Genomic DNA, 16,362 nt, shown 5'->3' on the forward strand with positions numbered 1-16,362 from the left:
TTTATTCTTCGGTTCCAAAGATGGTTATACCTGTTTTTGCTCCTTTTTTGATGTCTGTTTCTTTCATCTTGTTTCCTCCTACATTGAGTGTTTGTAAAGCCGAATTTCCGGAAATATCGACTTTTTGAATCTTGTTATGTTCTATATTCAGCTTTTTTAAATTTTTGAGCTGGTTAACATCAATTGTTTTCAGTAGATTTAAAGATAAAGTTAATTGTTCAATTCTTGGTGTTCCTTTCAGAGAAATGGTTTCAAGACTATTGTTATCCAAATATAATGACGTCAGGCTTTTCAGGTTTTCGGCTTTGAATGAAGAACTTTTGCATCCTGTGCATGAAAACAGTTCCAGTTTGTCCAGATTATTCACTGTTATATCTTGGATTGTATTATCATCTAACAGAATCATTTTTACATTTTTAAAATGCCGTAAATCATCGGTGGAAGTGATTCCTTTCTGAACGAGAAATAAATTGGTAACCATGCCGATTTCCATGGGTTCCATTGTTCCGTTTTTGTTCAGATCAAAATTTTCCAATACCGCTTTTTCAAAATTTTTGTCTTTAAAATCAAGCTTTTGACCATAAAAAAGGGAAAGTCCTGAAATAAAGGCCAGAGCTGTAAATATTTTAATTTTCATCATAATTTGTCCATTTAATGTTTATTTTTGTAAACTTAAATTCCATGTAAAAATAATGAAGATTTTTAGATTTATTGCGCTTTCTTCTGTTTTAGTTCTGGGACTCGATTCCTGCAAAAAAGAACCCGAAAATCAATGGAAGGTAGAGATCAAAGAGACTACCGAAAAAGCTGATGTAACGGATATTTCCAAAGAATTCTATAATCCGGCCATTCCGTTGGAGCAATTTAAAGCTCAATTTCCGTGGTTCCAGGGAACTGTTTCTGATGAAGATTTTGGAAAGAGAAGAACTGATGCAGAAGAAATAAAAATCTATAAAGAAGCCATTGGAAAAATAGACCAGGCTAAATTGCAAAAGGAGCTTCAGGGATTATTCTCTCACATTAAATATTATTTCCCACAGTTTAAAAGCCCGAAAGTATACCTGTTTTCATCAGCGTTACAGATGGTGCAGGATCCGATTATTTATGACAGCAAAACGAATCTTTTGTTTATCGATATCACAGGATTTATGGGAGATGGCAATCCCCATTATAAAGGGTTGGAACTTTATTTCCAAAAATCGATGAATCCACAGAATATTGTTCCGAAAGTTTCACAAATCTTTGCTGAAAATATCGTTACGGAATCTCCTGATCATCAAAAATTCATTGACCAAATTATTCTCAACGGCAAGGTGATGATTTTACAGGATGCTTTCCTTCCGGATTTCCCTGATTATCTGAAAATGAATTATACTCAAAAGCAGTATGACTGGGCTAAAAGCAATGAAGCCAATATCTGGAATTATTTCGTGGAAAGCAATTTGATTTTCGGAGATGACCCAAGATTGGGTGAACGTTTTATTGCTCCGGGGCCGTTTTCAAAATTTTATACAGAAATTGACAATGAATCTTCCCCTCAAATCGGGATTTTTACGGGATGGCAAATTTGCAAAGCTTACCTTAAAGAAAAGCCTGACACCAAATTAACCGCGTTCCTGAAAATGGATGCTACCACCATCTTTAATCAATCGGGTTATAAACCGACTGTAACGAAATAGATTCCATCTCATACCTATAGAAGACCTTTTGTACAAACAAGAGGTCTTTTTTAGTTTTAACACAATCACGATATATGGAAAATCTAATTAGTATTCGAAATTTAAATTACGGATTTACCAGCAAACAGCTTATTCTCAAAAATATTGATCTTTCGGTTCCGAAAGGAAGTATTTTCGGGTTCCTCGGAGCCAACGGAGCTGGAAAATCTACTACGATGAAAATGCTCATTGGCAGTATTCCCGATGACAACAATTCGATCCGGATTTTTGATAAAAATTTATCAGATCTGTACCCGGAAGGATTTCAAAAAATCGGCAGTCTGATCGATACTGCTGCATTTTATGATCATCTTTCAGGATGGGACAATCTGATTATCATTTCCAGGCTCAGAAACTTACCAGAGTCTGAATGCGAAAGGGTTCTGCATCTGGTAGATCTTTGGGACAGCAGAAAAATGAAAATGAAGAAATATTCTCTTGGAATGAAGCAAAGACTTTCTATTGCGATGACCATGCTTGGAAATCCTGATTTATTGATTCTCGATGAACCCGTAAACGGACTTGATCCCAACGGAATGCTGGAAATGCGCGAGTTACTGATCAAGCTTAACAAAGAAGAAGGGGTTACGATTTTTATATCCAGTCACCTGCTTCAGGAAATTGAGAAAATGATTACCCATCTTGCTATTATTTCTCATGGTGAAATACGCTTTACAGGAAGTATACAAGATCTTAATGAACTCTACAGATATAACCATATCAGAATTGGAATCAGTAATGCCACTCAATTTATCGATGAAATTCCTAAAAATTATTCTCCTAAAATCATCAATGATCATACGATTGAAATCACAGCAGAATCGAAAGAAAATATTGCAAGTCTTATCAAGCAACTGGTTTTAAATAATGCTGAAATTTTCGAAATTAAAAACAATGCAGGCCTTGAAGACTGGTTTATGGAAATCACAAAAAACTAAACATCGATGAAAAAATTAATGACAGCCATCGGTACAGAATGGCTTAAAACAAAAGGATTAGGATTAACCTACATCGCTCTTATTCTGGGAGCTTTAATCCCTCTGCTCAGTTTCGTTCCCGGATTTTTCAAGAAAAGTCTTGTGATGGAAGAAGCCCTGAAGTATTCGGTATTTGAAGATGCTATAGGACGTGAAGCTCTTAAATACTTCACATTTTTCATCTTACTTTTATTTGCGATCATCGCGGCCAACAGAATAGCACAAACCGATCATAAAAATAACGGATGGCAACTGATGGAAACCCAGCCAGTAAGCAGGCTTCAATTATATTTATCAAAATATACTATCCTAATCTTCCTGTGTTTCTTGTGCATCGTTTCTTATTTCGGATTTAATATCATTTTAGCTTTAATAGATTATTATGTACATCCGGATCCCGCAAAATTACTACATTTTGACGTTAGCTGGATGTTCAAAACCTTTATCAGAATCCTTGTGACGATTTTGGGAATTGCGGCTTTACAACTTTGTGTTTCCGTAGCTTTTCAAGGTTTCATCTGGTCTTTTCTCATTGGTTCACTGGGACTGGCTTCCAATATTACGTCTCTTGTACAGAAACAGGCTTATTTCTTTAATCCTTACAGCTCATTATATACTTTCTGGAATGCTCCGGAAATCAAAAACCTCAATAGTTTCATCTCTCACTCCGAGTATATGAGTCTTTTCTGGATGGTCGTTTTTCTTATTCTGGGCTATTTCTGGTACAGTAAAAAAGGATTTAAAAATGCATTTCTTAAAAACAAAAAGCAGATCTTCATTTCATTGGCCGGCCTTATTATTGGCTCAGGCTTGCTTTATATCTTCCAAAAACCTAAGTCTTATCAAAGCGATGGAACGGGAGTCGTTATCAAAGGAAAACTAGAAACTGATCTCAAGATAGATTCTGTCCGAATTTACTCTAAAGATTTTCATAAAAAAATCGGAGCAGCAGTGGTTAAAAACAATACTTTTAGCTGGCTGACTACACAAGCTCTTCCCCTGGATGAGTATATTCTTGAAATCGGAAATAAGAAGCTGAATATCATCATGGCCACTGGTGACTGGTTCAATTTTGATATCAAACTGAACAGTGTAAAAATGGTATCTTACGTACAATCGAACAGAAAGGCTGATCAGGTCTACAAAAACAATGAAGCTTCTTTTGGGTACGAATTCCAGTATGCGTTGGAAAAACAGAATTACAATAATGATCCCTCAAAGTTTTATGAACTGGCAGAATCTGACTGGAAAGAAAATAAAAGGATTCTCAATGTATTTGCAGATCCCGAAAACAATGCTCTTTCAGAAGATTACAAAAGATATAAAAGAGAGCTGATGTCTATTGAATATCTGAATGAGATCAATAATTACAGAAGAATGACTTCACTAACGGATTCAAAATTTGCTCCACCTGCATCTTTTCTTAAAGAATTAAATGAAAATATTCAGAAGCCAGGCCCGCTTTTGAGTAAAAATGATAACTATCTTCAATATAAACTGGATCAGTTATTGTCTGATAAAGACCAGATTTCCAATCCGGATAGTATCCTATTTGTGAAAATTGATCAGATGCCAAAAGGAATTTCTAAAGACCAGTTGTTGACCAAGCATTTAACAAAAACCATTGAACTGCAAACGGATAGTACTGCAAGAAACAAACTTTTTAATACTGAAATCAGTAAAATAGGTAATATCGATTATAAAAAAGCACTGTATTCAAAGCTTGACGAGATCAACAGGTCTCAGAAAGGTTCTGTATTTCCTGATATTTCGCTTCTTAACGATAAAGGGATCACTCAAAAGCTTTCAAAATATAAAGGGAAATATGTCGTGATAGATTTTTGGGCAACCTGGTGTGGACCGTGCAAGCAAATTCGTCCCGTATTTGAGTCGAGAAGTTATCAATACAGACGCTATGATAATATACAGTTTATTTCTATCAGTCTGGATGAGGAACAATCAAAATGGACTAATTATTTAAAAACGAAAACGTCCAATATCCCACAGTTCTGGCTGGTTAATGCTGAGCAGTTTATGAATAAATACAAAATACAGTCAATTCCGAGGTTTATTATTATTGATCCTGAAGGCAAAATTTTTAACTTTAATAGCCCATTTCCTGATGAAGATAATTTCGTAGAAATTTTGGATAAGCTCAAGAAGTATTAACTTTGCGAAAAATTTTAGATTGATATGAGAAAAACTCAGATTACGATAGATGTAGAACTGGATGAAAACCACGTTCCTGAAAATATAACATGGAATGCTGAGGATGGTGGTATTGACAAGCAGGAGACCAAAGCAACGATGATCTCTGTTTGGGATGATAAAACAAAAGAAGCTTTAAGAATTGATCTTTGGACAAAAGAAATGCCTGTGGATCAGATGAAAATGTTTATCCATCAAATCTTAATTTCTTTGGGAAGCACGTATCAGAGAGCAACCGGAGAAGAAGATGTAGCTCAATGGATGGAGGAAGTTGCAGAGGAGTTTGCGACAAAATCAGCTATAAAATAAAATGTAAAACAATTTGAAAATGGGGTAATTTGAGAATTTGAAAATGAAGGAGCCATTTTTGTCATGCTTGCAATTCCATTTTCAAATGATCTTATTTTCAAATGATCAAATTATATAAATATGAATTTTAATACAAAAGTAATTCACGGAGGGCAGCATCATGAGTCTGCAACAGGTTCTGTAAATGTTCCTGTATTTTTAACCTCTACATTTGCACAGAAAAGTCCCGGAGTACATTCCGGATATGAATATTCAAGAGCTGCCAACCCTACAAGACAGGCATTGGAAGATTCTTTGGCAAGTATTGAAAACGGAGCGAGAGGTCTTGCTTTCGGGTCCGGTCTTGCTGCAATCGACTGTGTTTTGAAATTATTAAATCCGGGGGATGAGGTAATTGCTGTAGATGACCTTTATGGTGGTACTTACAGAATGTTTACCAGACTTTTTGAAAAATATCAGTTGAAATTTACATTCGTGAATTTTGATGATGTTTCTAAAATCGCCGATGTTATTACAGATAAAACAAAACTAATCTGGGTGGAAACTCCAACTAACCCATTGATGAAATTGGTAGATATCAAAGCGGTGGTAGACATTGCAAAAGGAAAAGATATCTTAGTGGCTGTTGATAATACTTTTGCTACTCCTTATATCCAAAGACCAATTGATCTTGGAGCTGACATCGTGATGCATTCTGCAACAAAATATTTAGGAGGACACTCTGATGTTATTGCAGGAGCTCTTATCGCTAAGGATGCAGAACTGGGAGAAAAACTTCACTTCATTCAATTTGCAAGTGGTGGTATTTTAGGCCCACACGATTCTTATCTTGTATTGAGAGGAATCAAAACGTTGGCATTAAGAATGCAGAGACATTCTGACAATGGTCTTGCAGTGGCAAAATATCTTGAGACACACCCTGCTGTTGATAAAGTAATTTATCCCGGTTTGGAATCTCACCCTCAATATGAATTGGCAAAATCTCAGATGAAGGAATCAGGAGGAATGGTATCATTCACTTTCAAGTCCGGAAAAAAAGAAGATGCTATTAAATTCTTAGAAAAAGTAAGAGTATTCACGCTAGCAGAATCTTTGGGAGGGGTAGAATCTTTAGCTAACCATCCTGCATTGATGACTCATGCTTCTATTCCGGCAGAAAAACGTGCAGAATTAGGGATCACCGATGATTTGGTTCGTTTAAGCGTTGGTATTGAAGACGCAGAAGATCTTATTGCAGATTTGGAGAAAGCATTTTCTTAATATAAATAACAATGAGAAGGGTTTATAATAATCCTTCTCATTTTATTATACCACCAAATATATATGAAAAATACAAGAAAAGCTACCATTTCCGATTTGCCTCAACTGGCAGAATTATTTGATCAGTACCGGATTTTTTATCATAAAGAATCTGATGTTCCTGCTGCAAAAGATTTTCTTCAACAAAGGCTTGAGAATAAAGATTCTGAAATTTTTGTTGCCGAAGAAAATGAAGTATTGACAGGTTTCGTCCAGCTCTACCCTATTTTTTCATCCACAAGAATGCAACGTTACTGGTTACTGAATGATCTATATGTCAACGGAAATCATCGTGGAAAAGGATATTCAAAAGAGCTTATCGAAAAAGCTAAAGAATTGTGCATATCCACCAACGCTTGCGGAATTTTACTTGAAACAGGAAAAGGCAATGATGTAGGAAATCAGCTGTATCCTTCTTGTGGATTTAAGCTTTACGATTCGGTAAATTTCTATGAATGGAGCAATTCATGAGTAATGGATAATTAGTATTGAGTAATCATTTAAATCCTTATCTTATACTATTGAAAGTGTATATTCAATTTTGAAATGTTTCAAAAAAGACCTTTAACTTATAACTGAAAATACCATGACTGATTTTCAAAAATATATTCAAAGATATTTAGACCAGATTCCATCAGGAGATTGGTTGAAAGAATTAAAAATTTCCGGAGAAAAAACGTTAGGAATTTATTCTAATCTTACCGAAGAACAATCCAAATTTTCTTACGCCGAAGGAAAATGGACATTGAAAGAACTTCTACTCCACCTATCAGACACGGAAAGAGTATTTCAATACAGAATGCTGGCTTTTGCACGAGGTGATAAAAATAACCTTCCAGGGTTTGATGAAAATGAATATGCCGAAAAGTCTTTTGCCAATGAAAGAACATTAGAATCATTGGTTGAAGAATATAAACTGGTAAGAAAATCATCTCAGATTTTATCAGAAACCCTTAATTCATCTGCTTTACAAACTACAGGTGTGGCCAACGGTAATGAAATTACTGTGGAAACGATCGGAAAATTGATTGTAGGACACAACATTCACCACCTTAATATTATTGAAGAAAGATATTTACCGAAATTGGGATGGATGTGAGAAAATGGATTATTCCAGTGAGCTTAATTGTTTTTACCATTTCTTTATGTTTCAATGCATTTAAGGTTATAGAGGTAGAAGAAATTAAAGCTTATAGCTCCCTAGAAATACTTCTTGTAGGTCCTGTTAGTTTTCTTGGTGGAGGAATATTTGAATTTTTTATTTGGACCGCTAATATTTGGTTTTTGATCGCTCTTATTTTCATTTACAAAAAGCAATCCTATTCAAAAGCCTTTATACTAGGATTAATAGCCACAGTAATTTCAATTTCATTCCTATTTTGGAAAGAAATTCTAATTGCAGAAAATGGAAGACAGGGGAAAATATATAGTTTGGAAGCAGGGTATTTCCTATGGTTAACGTCATTTTTATTTTTAACTATCTGTTCGTTTTTTTTTAATTATAAAATATAAATTTAACAGAACTAAAATATTATCTTGATTTGCTATGAGGCAATTAAAAAAGTTAAAAATTACAGAAAGTATTGAATCTGAAAAATTAATTTTCGAAGAAAATTGGTATGATAGGTTTGATACCTGGACAATCTATTTTGCTTCTTTAGCCATGATTGGAAGTAGTGTACTTTGTGTAAGAGAAATAAAACCTTCTCTAAATAACGGATTGGAGTATTTATTTTTCACTGTCATATTTACTTTTAGTTTATATGTTTTTTATTGCAAATCCACAGAAAAATATTTGAAAGAAATTAAATTTAGTATTTCTAAAGATGAAGCTAAAAACAGGATTCTTGAATATGGTAAGAAATATAATTATAGGATAACCAAAGTTTCTACCAATTTATTTTATTTAAATGAAACGGCTGATTTCTACAGCCCTGTTAACTATGAACAAACTACAATCATTTTCTTTAAAAACAATGCCATTCTTTATACTGTAATTAAAGAATGCTCAAGGGCTAATTTTCCTGTTTTATTTTCTAAGTATCTTACCATATTTGATCTAAAAAAAATATTACATCAGAAAGAAGCTCAACCACGTAAACGCTCGACATATTTTAGTTCATTTTTCCATGGATTATAATCTTTATAAATTTTGATTAAATCAAAATACCATTTCATTTAATCCCTAATTTTTTGTCTAAAAAACATAGATTTTCTACCTTTATCAACTGATTTGAATTCGATACCATTATGGAGCATATTATAGAAGTATTAAAATCCGGCGGAACTATTCTTTACCCTACTGATACCATCTGGGGAATAGGTTGTGATGCCACCAATATAGAAGCAGTCAATAAAATTTTTGACATTAAAAAACGTGAAAAAAATAAATCCATGATTATTCTGGTAGAGTCTGAAAAAAGACTTCAGGATTTGGTGGATGTTCCGGAAATGGCCTGGGAAATCATTGATCTGAGTGAAAAACCGGTTACTATGGTTTATGAGAATCCAAAAGGTCTTCCTAAAGAATTGCTTGCTGAAGACGGTAGTATCGGGATCCGATTGGTAAAAAATGATTTTTGCAAAAAGCTGATTACAAAGCTTAATAAACCGTTGGTATCTACATCCGCTAATTTTAGTGGAGAAAAAAGTCCATTGAAATTTTCTGATATTTCTGAAGAGATGATTAATCTTGTTGATTATGCGGTAGAAGAAGACAGAGAAAAGGTTTCAAAATATTCAGGTTCTTCGGTGATCAAAATCTGGAGTGATAACAGAATAAAAGTTCTTCGTGAATAATATCATCCGAAGATCTTTTTATTTTTAGAGTCTTGTCTGTGTGTACCGGCAGGATTTCTTTTTTTAATTCTATCTTTGCAAAACTTCAACTCATAAAATACATGCTATGAACCATCAACAATTTGCTCAGCTATGGGTAGATGCCTGGAACTCTCATGATTTGGAAGATATTCTTTCTCATTATTCTGAAGATATCGACATAACAACGCCAATGATAGCTCTGGCTACGGGCGGAAAGGAAAGTTCATTAAAAGGGAAAGATGCAGTTCGTGAATATTGGAGAAAAGCACTGGATAAATTTCCGGATCTTCACTTTGATTTGATTCATTCAACGGCTGGAGTTGATTCTGTGGCATTATTTTATAAGTCTATTATGGATAAACATGCTGTTGAGGTTATGTTTTTTAATGAAGAAGGAAAAATTAGTAGGATGTATGCTCATTATGATTAATGAGTGACATTGGTAGAAATTGACACTATTATAAACGATGAAAATTAATCTTAATCAAAATAAAAATTTAAAACTTTTCAAAATAATTTCTGAAGCTGCAGAAAGGAATAACCAATCCGTATATATCGTGGGTGGTTATGTGAGAGATCTTCTGATGAAGAGGAAAGCTTCTACAGACATTGACTTTGTCACAGAGCAAAGTGGTATTGAGCTGGCGCAAAATGTAGCAGCCGATATTGATCCAAAATTAAAGGTTTCTGTATTCAAAACCTATGGAACGGCTATGATCAAGTATAAGGAACTTGAACTGGAGTTTGTGGGTGCCAGAAAGGAAAGCTACACCGAAAACAGCCGAAAACCCGAAGTAGAAGGCGGAACCCTTGAAGATGATCAAAAGAGACGGGATTTTACCATCAATGCGATGGCCATTTCTTTAAATAAAGATAATTTCGGAGAACTCATTGATCCATTTAATGGTATCGAAGATCTTGAAAAAGAAATCTTAAGAACACCATTAGAACCTGCACAAACCTATTCTGATGATCCGTTGAGAATGATGAGAGCCTTACGTTTTGCATCGACTCTCAATTTCACTGTTGAAGAGCATTCTTTACAGGCCATCCAACAGGAGGCAGAAAGAATCAAGATTGTTTCTATGGAAAGGATTATGGTGGAATTTAATAAAATCATGCTTTCCGAAAAACCTTCTGTAGGATTAAGATTAATGGAACAGACCGGTCTTTTAAAACTCATTATTCCTGAGCTGCTTGAGCTTAAAGGTGTAGAGGAAGTGGAAGGGCAAACGCATAAGGACAATTTTTACCATACGTTGGAAGTAGTAGATAATATTTCTGTAAATACAGACAATCTATGGTTACGCTGGTCTGCATTACTTCACGATATAGGAAAAGCGCCAACTAAAAAATTTGTAGAAGGAACAGGCTGGACTTTCCATGGGCATGAATTTTTAGGATCTAAAATGGTAAAAACTCTCTTCCAGAGACTCAAATTGCCATTAGGAAGTGATATGAAATATGTACAAAAGATGGTAAAACTTTCATCCAGACCCATCGCTTTGATTACAGATGATGCTTCAGACTCTGCATTAAGAAGGCTTTTATTCGATGCCGGTGAAAACCTTGAAGATCTTTTCACTCTTTGTAAAGCGGATATTACCACTAAAAATTCTAAAAAACAGGAGAAATTTAAACGAAATTTCGAATATGTTGCGGTCAAGATCAAGGAAGTAGAAGAAAAAGATCAGGTAAGAAATTTCCAGCCTCCCATTACCGGTGAAGAGATTATGGAAATGTTTAATCTGAAACCTGGACGCGAAATTGGTATCTTAAAGGAAAAGGTAAAAGAAGCGATTCTTGAAGGCGAGATTCCTAATGAAAAAGAAGAAGCTACCCAATTTGTGATTGCAGAAGCAGAAAAACTGGGATTAAAAATATAAGTATAGCACAGCTATATTGTCAAAAGCTCCGGCGGGATTTCATCCCGCCGGAGCTTTTATTTTCAATCTAATTTATTGAAAATAAAGCCGGCCGGTTTCTTCGAAACCGGCCGGAAAAAAACACAAATGATGAAAAAAAATAAAAAATTATTGAGTGTACGCCGAAGCGTAACTTTTAGTTTTTATAGAAACCGTTAGTACCGATTCCTGCGGTAAAGTTTAACAATAAAGTACCACTGGTAGCATTGTAAATATTTACTTTACTGTCTGCTGTAAAGCTTGCATCAGAGGCAAAAATCTTACCGTCAATAACGTCAAATCCGTATACATTCCCTGTTGCCGTTACGATAGGAACTGTTGGAAGAGTTGTTGTTCCAATTGTCATTCCGTAGATTTTATTGGTATCGGTGATGAAATAGAACTTGTTATCAGCTGCTCTTAGCTTTTGAACCTTTGGAATAGCTGTAAGAGTTGTTGTAGTATATGTTCCATCCGCTGTATTCAGCTTATAAATATATGAATTGGTATTATCAGAAGCCAATGCATAAGCATTTCCCTGATAGGAAATAAGATCTCTGATAATTCCGTTTGTCGGAAGATTAATCACCTGACTTACGGTATTTGAAGATGGGTTTACCACAGTTACAGTGTATCCCGTTGGGATTGGGTTCCAGCTTGCATCATATCCTATTCCGTCAGTTTGTACAACAATTTTCCCTGCTGCTTCCACTACTTTTTCTGCAGCATTAGTAAAATCAATACTTTTCACAAAAGAGTTGTCAGCAACGTTATACACGTTAAGCTTTCTTTTTCCTGTATCAAAATTATTGTTGGTTACATAATATTGATTCCCGGAAAAAGCAATACCTCTGGCACCATCAAGATTAGTTGTTACTGTAGTTTGTTTTTTGAAAGTATAACGGTTTACAATATCAATTTTATTAGGAATATTAGAAACCAGATAGGCATTACTTCCGTTGAACCCAATCGTCTGAAGTACTTTTCCTAATTGTTCGTTATTTGCTGTTGAATACACTTTATTAAACCCATAAGACAGATTATTACTTACAAAAGAAACATCTGCAGTAGGAGTAGTAAATCCACCTTCATTAGAAATAAGAACTCCGTTTTCAAGAGTGGTTGGCATCGTAATCATTTCGCTGCTATCTGAGCTACAAGACACATTGAAAAGTAACATAGAAGCAAACGCAAGAGGTAAAATTTTTCTGATATTCATATCTAATTAATTTATTTTAAAAGTTGATATTGAGATTTACACTGTAATTTCTTTGTGGTAAAGGATAAGAAAGCATCGTGTAATAAGTTGTATTAAAAATATTATTCACCTTAAAGCCCAGCGTATAATTTTTATAAAATGTGAAACCGGCACCAGCATTCATTACAAAATATGGATCAAGTGCAGCACCTTTTGTTTCATTGGAATCTGTATAGGTACGTCCGTTAAACATTCCCTGTACATATACTTTCACAAAATCATATTGATAATCAATACTTCCTGTAAATTTGTGATAAGGTACGTACATCAGCTGTTTTTTAATACTAAGATCTGTAGATTTGGTATAAGAATATCCCAGATTCGATTTCAAAATATGTTTTCCAAACTTTTTTTCGTATCCCAACTGTGACTCCAACCCGTAAGATTCTACTTTTGCAGTATTAAATGCTGCATAATATCCGGCAAGTGTCGGAAGCCATCTGATCATGTCCCGGATATTCATATAGTACGGAATTACAGAAAGTTTAAAATCTCCTGCCATAAATTGGTTTCTCCATTCAAACTGATAGGATGTTTCAGGCTTCAGATCTTTATTTCCACCTTGTCCCCAGTACAGGTCATTGAATGTTGAAAATTTGAAATTTCTGGAAACATCCAACCCTACATGATACCAATCTACAGCATTCCATTTTCCTGAAAAAGAAAATAAAACGGGTGAACTTATATCCTCCACAAAATCCTTCTTTATTCCTGCCTCAAAACGCAAATCTTTTGTGGTGAAGTATCTTAATAATCCGGAAACAGAACCTATATTTCTGTGAACGTCTCCCACCATTGAAGTTCCTTCTCCGTTTCCTTTATTCAGCTGATATTCCGCGATGATATTGATATTCCATTTCGGATGTACGAAATAATTGAAATCATTTTTCACGATATAGTTTTTCCCGGTTCCTCCACTGGTATAAGGTTTGTCAATATTGCTGAAATATTGGAAATTCTCTTCCGTGTAAGCGGCTTTGAATGAGTTGCTGAATTTGGATTCATTCCAATCCCAGGAAACAAGACTTCGGATATTCTGAGTATGATACTTCGTTTTCGTTTCAAGATCTCCAAAAAAAACAGGATAATGCTGTCTTCCATTAAAGAATTCAGAAATCCATGAAATCTGATGATGAGGGGCAATTTTATAAGCTGTAGCTATATTGAAATTGGTATTATAATACTGTCCGTTATCGTTTGTATACGTTTTCCCTTCGTTTTCTACCTTATAATTATTCTCACTTGCTGAATAATTTCCGGAAGCCTTAAAGCTGAATTTATCATTACTGTAAGACCCTTTAACAAAGTTATTATAGGTACTAAAAGAAGCTGCTTCTGAAAATAAAGAACCATGAAATCCTTTGTTAAAATTCAGATCATTATTCAAATGAATACTTCCCCCGATGGCTCCACTTCCATAAATTACACTTCCTCCTCCAGCTTTTATTCCGATCTGATCATAGCCAAATAAGGAAATATTATTGATATCTCCCTGCCCTAAAAACATAGAATTTATATTGATCCCGTTCCAGACAAAAGCAGTCTGCTGGGCCGTGGTCCCCCTGAACGATGGAGAAGAAACAGCACCTCGTCCGTTTTCTTTAATATAGAGTTGTGACTGAAATCTCAGCAGGTCAGAAAGATTGGTGGAGTTTTTTTCGGCATCTTCAGTCGTAATGGTCTTTACAGGATGAAAAAGCTTTACTTTATTCATCTGACTGTCGAAAATATAAATAGTATCAATGGCCTTCTCCTGTCCAAAAAGAAAACAACCATACGATGAAAAAAGCAGTACTAAAGATCTTTTTATATCCATACTCTTTTACTTTTCCTCCGAAAGCAATATGTTTTTTTGATTATGATTCTGGCAGGTCTCCTGACTTTCGCTTTCTGTGCCTTCCCGTTTCAGACAGTGGCTTTTTACAGAAACTTTTGTTGCGATTTACAGTTGCGGGGACAGTCCGGGGGTTACACCCGATTCCCTTTTCATTCCAATATCCTGGAAACCAAAATTTTTGCAAAGATAGCTTTTTAAATGTATTAGACAAAAAGGAGAATATAGCTTGCCATACTCCGGATATTTACTGATCGGTAACAATAAAAAAGCTGCCTTCAATACTGAAAGCAGCCATTATAAAGTATATATCTTTTTTAAATTATTTACCTATAACTTCTGTAATTGGATTTCCAACATTTCCACTTGGGAACTGGATTTTCAATAAAGAAGAAACCGTAGGTGCAATATCCGTCATATGATAAGCTTTATTGCTTTCTCCGTGCTGCACTCCCCATCCCATAAAGATTAACGGAATGTGTGAATCATAAGAATTCCACACGCTGTGTGTTGTTCCCGTTTTAGAATATGGAGGAAGCATAGAGTCGTGAGAAATCAATTGAATATCTCCGCTTCTTTGTCTGTTGATTCCGTTGATGATTCTTTGTTTAATAGGCTCCGGAATACTTGACTCCTGCACTTTATCTACAGAAACAGCATATAAAACAGTAGGATCTTTTTCCAGTTCTTTTACCGCAAAATTTCTTACATCATCCAATTCCAGTTTACTATCTGCCAATACTTTTCTGTCAAAATATATCTGATAGTTATCAATAGCATTGATTAATTTATCTGCTCCAAACTTATCTTTCAGCTTTTGGTTAAGATTTTTTTCTGCACCTTCACCAAAGAAACCGGTGGTGATTTTATGCTCTTTAAGGAATCCTACAGAATGTGCTCCTCCGTGGTCAGCAGAAAGGAAAACAGTATACTCCCCTTTTCCTACTTTGGAATCAAGATATTTGAAAAACTCTGCTAAATCCTGATCCAGTCTGATATACACATCTTCTACCTCAATAGAATTAGGTCCGAATTTATGTCCTGCATAATCTGTGGAAGCCAGGTTGATGGCTAAGAAATCCGTAATATTATCTCCACCCAGTTTTTCACCTTCTACAGAAGCTTCCGCCAATTTCAAGGTCAATGTATTTCCAAAAGGAGTGTAACGAATATTATCTTTTTTTGTCTGATAATCCTGAGCTAAATTGCTGTAAGGGAATGTAGGGGTTTTTGCACTTCCCAGTAATCCTTCCCAGGCAGAATTATCAGGTGAACTTTCCGTATACTGATTGATCGGAAGTAAGGTATTCCAACCGTTTGAAACCAATTTTTCAGGCAAATTCTGAGAGTTGAATGATTTTACCCATTGAGGAAGATCATTCATATACCATGTACTGGTAATAAAATTTCCTGTACTGTCATCAAACCAGAAAGCCCCGTTTGGAGTATGTCCCGCAGGAAGAATAGAAGCACGGTCCTTCAAAGAAACCCCGATTACTTTCCCTTGGAAATTAGTGGCTAATCTCAATTCGTCAGTTACTGTGGTAGACCAAAGGTTTTTCGGAGAATGGCTTCCGATTTTAGCATTGGTAGTTCCTACAGGCTGCACACTTTCGTCTGCCGTACAATAAACTCCCTTACCTGTTTCCTTATCCGTCCAGTCGTTTCCGGCTATTCCGTGGATTGCAGGTACAGATCCTGTATAGATACATGTATGTCCCAAAGCCGTAATGGTAGGAACATAAGGAATATGTACATTGTTTAAAGAATATCCTGTGTTCAAAAGTCTTTTGAAACCATCATTTCCATACTTCCCGTAAAAACGGTACAAATAATCCCAACGCATCTGATCTACGACCAGACCTACGACTAATTTCGGTCTTTCAAGTTGGGTATTTTTGTTCTTCTGTGCATTGATTGTAACTACGGACAAGAAAGTAGCTGCCGCAATTGAAATGTTCCTAAGCATCCAAGTAAAATTTTTATTGATCACAAATTTAAGCGTTTTGAAAGTTTTGGAGTGTGAAATTTTATT

16 protein-coding genes and 1 riboswitch are annotated in these 16,362 nt (G+C 35.1%); of the genes, 12 read left to right on the forward strand and 4 right to left on the reverse strand.

Annotated elements, in window-relative coordinates:
• Position 1 precedes the first annotated feature (1 nt).
• A complete protein-coding gene (locus EG342_RS24305; RefSeq protein WP_103293240.1) occupies positions 2–640 on the reverse strand; it encodes a leucine-rich repeat domain-containing protein in 639 nt (212 codons plus the stop codon).
• A 52-nt stretch (positions 641–692) separates the two neighbouring features.
• Here EG342_RS24305 and gldB point away from each other — a divergent pair, with 52 nt between their 5' ends.
• The 12 genes from gldB (at position 693) to EG342_RS24365 (ending at position 11,217) form a co-directional block, all read left to right on the forward strand.
• Complete coding sequence (gene gldB, locus EG342_RS24310; RefSeq protein WP_103293241.1) at positions 693–1,679, forward strand: gliding motility lipoprotein GldB; 987 nt, start codon at positions 693–695, stop codon at positions 1,677–1,679.
• Positions 1,680–1,753: 74 nt separating this feature from the next.
• Positions 1,754–2,656 (forward strand): ABC transporter ATP-binding protein, encoded by a 903-nt coding sequence (locus tag EG342_RS24315; protein WP_103293242.1) that lies wholly within the window; start codon positions 1,754–1,756, stop codon positions 2,654–2,656.
• 6 nt (positions 2,657–2,662) lie between these two features.
• The gene (locus EG342_RS24320; RefSeq protein WP_103293243.1) at positions 2,663–4,864 is read left to right on the forward strand and encodes a thioredoxin-like domain-containing protein; all 2,202 of its coding nucleotides are present in this window, start codon (positions 2,663–2,665) and stop codon (positions 4,862–4,864) included.
• A gap of 24 nt (positions 4,865–4,888) precedes the next feature.
• Positions 4,889–5,212 (forward strand): gliding motility protein GldC, encoded by a 324-nt coding sequence (gene gldC, locus EG342_RS24325; protein WP_103293244.1) that lies wholly within the window; start codon positions 4,889–4,891, stop codon positions 5,210–5,212.
• Between the two features lie 120 nt (positions 5,213–5,332).
• Entirely contained in the window at positions 5,333–6,472 is a 1,140-nt protein-coding gene (locus tag EG342_RS24330; protein WP_027374511.1) for a cystathionine gamma-synthase, read from the forward strand.
• 63 nt (positions 6,473–6,535) lie between these two features.
• Complete coding sequence (locus EG342_RS24335; RefSeq protein WP_103293245.1) at positions 6,536–6,982, forward strand: GNAT family N-acetyltransferase; 447 nt, start codon at positions 6,536–6,538, stop codon at positions 6,980–6,982.
• A gap of 115 nt (positions 6,983–7,097) precedes the next feature.
• On the forward strand, positions 7,098–7,610 hold the full coding sequence (locus tag EG342_RS24340) for a DinB family protein (protein ID WP_103293246.1): 513 nt from the start codon (positions 7,098–7,100) through the stop codon (positions 7,608–7,610).
• Positions 7,607–8,023, forward strand: coding sequence for a hypothetical protein (locus EG342_RS24345; protein ID WP_123868177.1), 417 nt, complete (start codon positions 7,607–7,609; stop codon positions 8,021–8,023). Before EG342_RS24340 ends, EG342_RS24345 begins: the two co-directional genes overlap by 4 nt.
• Positions 8,024–8,057: 34 nt before the next feature.
• Positions 8,058–8,651, forward strand: a complete 594-nt coding sequence (locus EG342_RS24350; protein WP_103293248.1) for a hypothetical protein — start codon at positions 8,058–8,060, stop codon at positions 8,649–8,651.
• Between the two features lie 110 nt (positions 8,652–8,761).
• Complete coding sequence (locus EG342_RS24355; RefSeq protein WP_103293249.1) at positions 8,762–9,310, forward strand: L-threonylcarbamoyladenylate synthase; 549 nt, start codon at positions 8,762–8,764, stop codon at positions 9,308–9,310.
• A gap of 106 nt (positions 9,311–9,416) precedes the next feature.
• Positions 9,417–9,761 (forward strand): nuclear transport factor 2 family protein, encoded by a 345-nt coding sequence (locus tag EG342_RS24360; RefSeq protein WP_103293250.1) that lies wholly within the window; start codon positions 9,417–9,419, stop codon positions 9,759–9,761.
• Positions 9,762–9,798: 37 nt separating this feature from the next.
• Complete coding sequence (locus EG342_RS24365) at positions 9,799–11,217, forward strand: CCA tRNA nucleotidyltransferase (protein WP_103293251.1); 1,419 nt, start codon at positions 9,799–9,801, stop codon at positions 11,215–11,217.
• Between the two features lie 175 nt (positions 11,218–11,392).
• Here the strand turns inward: EG342_RS24365 and EG342_RS24370 are convergent, their stop codons facing one another.
• From EG342_RS24370 to pafA, 3 genes are all read right to left on the reverse strand, one after another.
• Positions 11,393–12,454 carry a YncE family protein gene (locus EG342_RS24370; RefSeq protein ID WP_103293252.1) on the reverse strand — a complete coding sequence of 354 codons (1,062 nt, stop codon included), beginning with the start codon at positions 12,452–12,454 and terminating at the stop codon, positions 11,393–11,395.
• A 16-nt stretch (positions 12,455–12,470) separates the two neighbouring features.
• On the reverse strand, positions 12,471–14,309 hold the full coding sequence (locus EG342_RS24375) for a TonB-dependent receptor plug domain-containing protein (RefSeq protein ID WP_103293253.1): 1,839 nt from the start codon (positions 14,307–14,309) through the stop codon (positions 12,471–12,473).
• 33 nt (positions 14,310–14,342) lie between these two features.
• A riboswitch (cobalamin riboswitch) is annotated at positions 14,343–14,519 on the reverse strand.
• Positions 14,520–14,649: 130 nt separating this feature from the next.
• A complete protein-coding gene (gene pafA / locus EG342_RS24380; RefSeq protein ID WP_103293254.1) occupies positions 14,650–16,296 on the reverse strand; it encodes an alkaline phosphatase PafA in 1,647 nt (548 codons plus the stop codon).
• Positions 16,297–16,362 lie beyond the last annotated feature (66 nt).

It is taken from the genome of Chryseobacterium lactis, assembly GCF_003815875.1.
GTDB classification, from domain to species: domain Bacteria; phylum Bacteroidota; class Bacteroidia; order Flavobacteriales; family Weeksellaceae; genus Chryseobacterium; species Chryseobacterium lactis.

What these genes read in the sequence shown, in the direction of transcription:
- EG342_RS24305 (WP_103293240.1), bottom strand. Translation starts at nt 640, where the DNA reads ATGATGAAAATTAAAATATTTACAGCTCTGGCCTTTATTTCAGGACTT.
- gldB (WP_103293241.1), top strand. Translation starts at nt 693, where the DNA reads ATGAAGATTTTTAGATTTATTGCGCTTTCTTCTGTTTTAGTTCTGGGA.
- EG342_RS24315 (WP_103293242.1), top strand. Translation starts at nt 1,754, where the DNA reads ATGGAAAATCTAATTAGTATTCGAAATTTAAATTACGGATTTACCAGC.
- EG342_RS24320 (WP_103293243.1), top strand. Translation starts at nt 2,663, where the DNA reads ATGAAAAAATTAATGACAGCCATCGGTACAGAATGGCTTAAAACAAAA.
- gldC (WP_103293244.1), top strand. Translation starts at nt 4,889, where the DNA reads ATGAGAAAAACTCAGATTACGATAGATGTAGAACTGGATGAAAACCAC.
- EG342_RS24330 (WP_027374511.1), top strand. Translation starts at nt 5,333, where the DNA reads ATGAATTTTAATACAAAAGTAATTCACGGAGGGCAGCATCATGAGTCT.
- EG342_RS24335 (WP_103293245.1), top strand. Translation starts at nt 6,536, where the DNA reads ATGAAAAATACAAGAAAAGCTACCATTTCCGATTTGCCTCAACTGGCA.
- EG342_RS24340 (WP_103293246.1), top strand. Translation starts at nt 7,098, where the DNA reads ATGACTGATTTTCAAAAATATATTCAAAGATATTTAGACCAGATTCCA.
- EG342_RS24350 (WP_103293248.1), top strand. Translation starts at nt 8,058, where the DNA reads ATGAGGCAATTAAAAAAGTTAAAAATTACAGAAAGTATTGAATCTGAA.
- EG342_RS24355 (WP_103293249.1), top strand. Translation starts at nt 8,762, where the DNA reads ATGGAGCATATTATAGAAGTATTAAAATCCGGCGGAACTATTCTTTAC.
- EG342_RS24360 (WP_103293250.1), top strand. Translation starts at nt 9,417, where the DNA reads ATGAACCATCAACAATTTGCTCAGCTATGGGTAGATGCCTGGAACTCT.
- EG342_RS24365 (WP_103293251.1), top strand. Translation starts at nt 9,799, where the DNA reads ATGAAAATTAATCTTAATCAAAATAAAAATTTAAAACTTTTCAAAATA.
- EG342_RS24370 (WP_103293252.1), bottom strand. Translation starts at nt 12,454, where the DNA reads ATGAATATCAGAAAAATTTTACCTCTTGCGTTTGCTTCTATGTTACTT.
- EG342_RS24375 (WP_103293253.1), bottom strand. Translation starts at nt 14,309, where the DNA reads ATGGATATAAAAAGATCTTTAGTACTGCTTTTTTCATCGTATGGTTGT.
- pafA (WP_103293254.1), bottom strand. Translation starts at nt 16,296, where the DNA reads ATGCTTAGGAACATTTCAATTGCGGCAGCTACTTTCTTGTCCGTAGTT.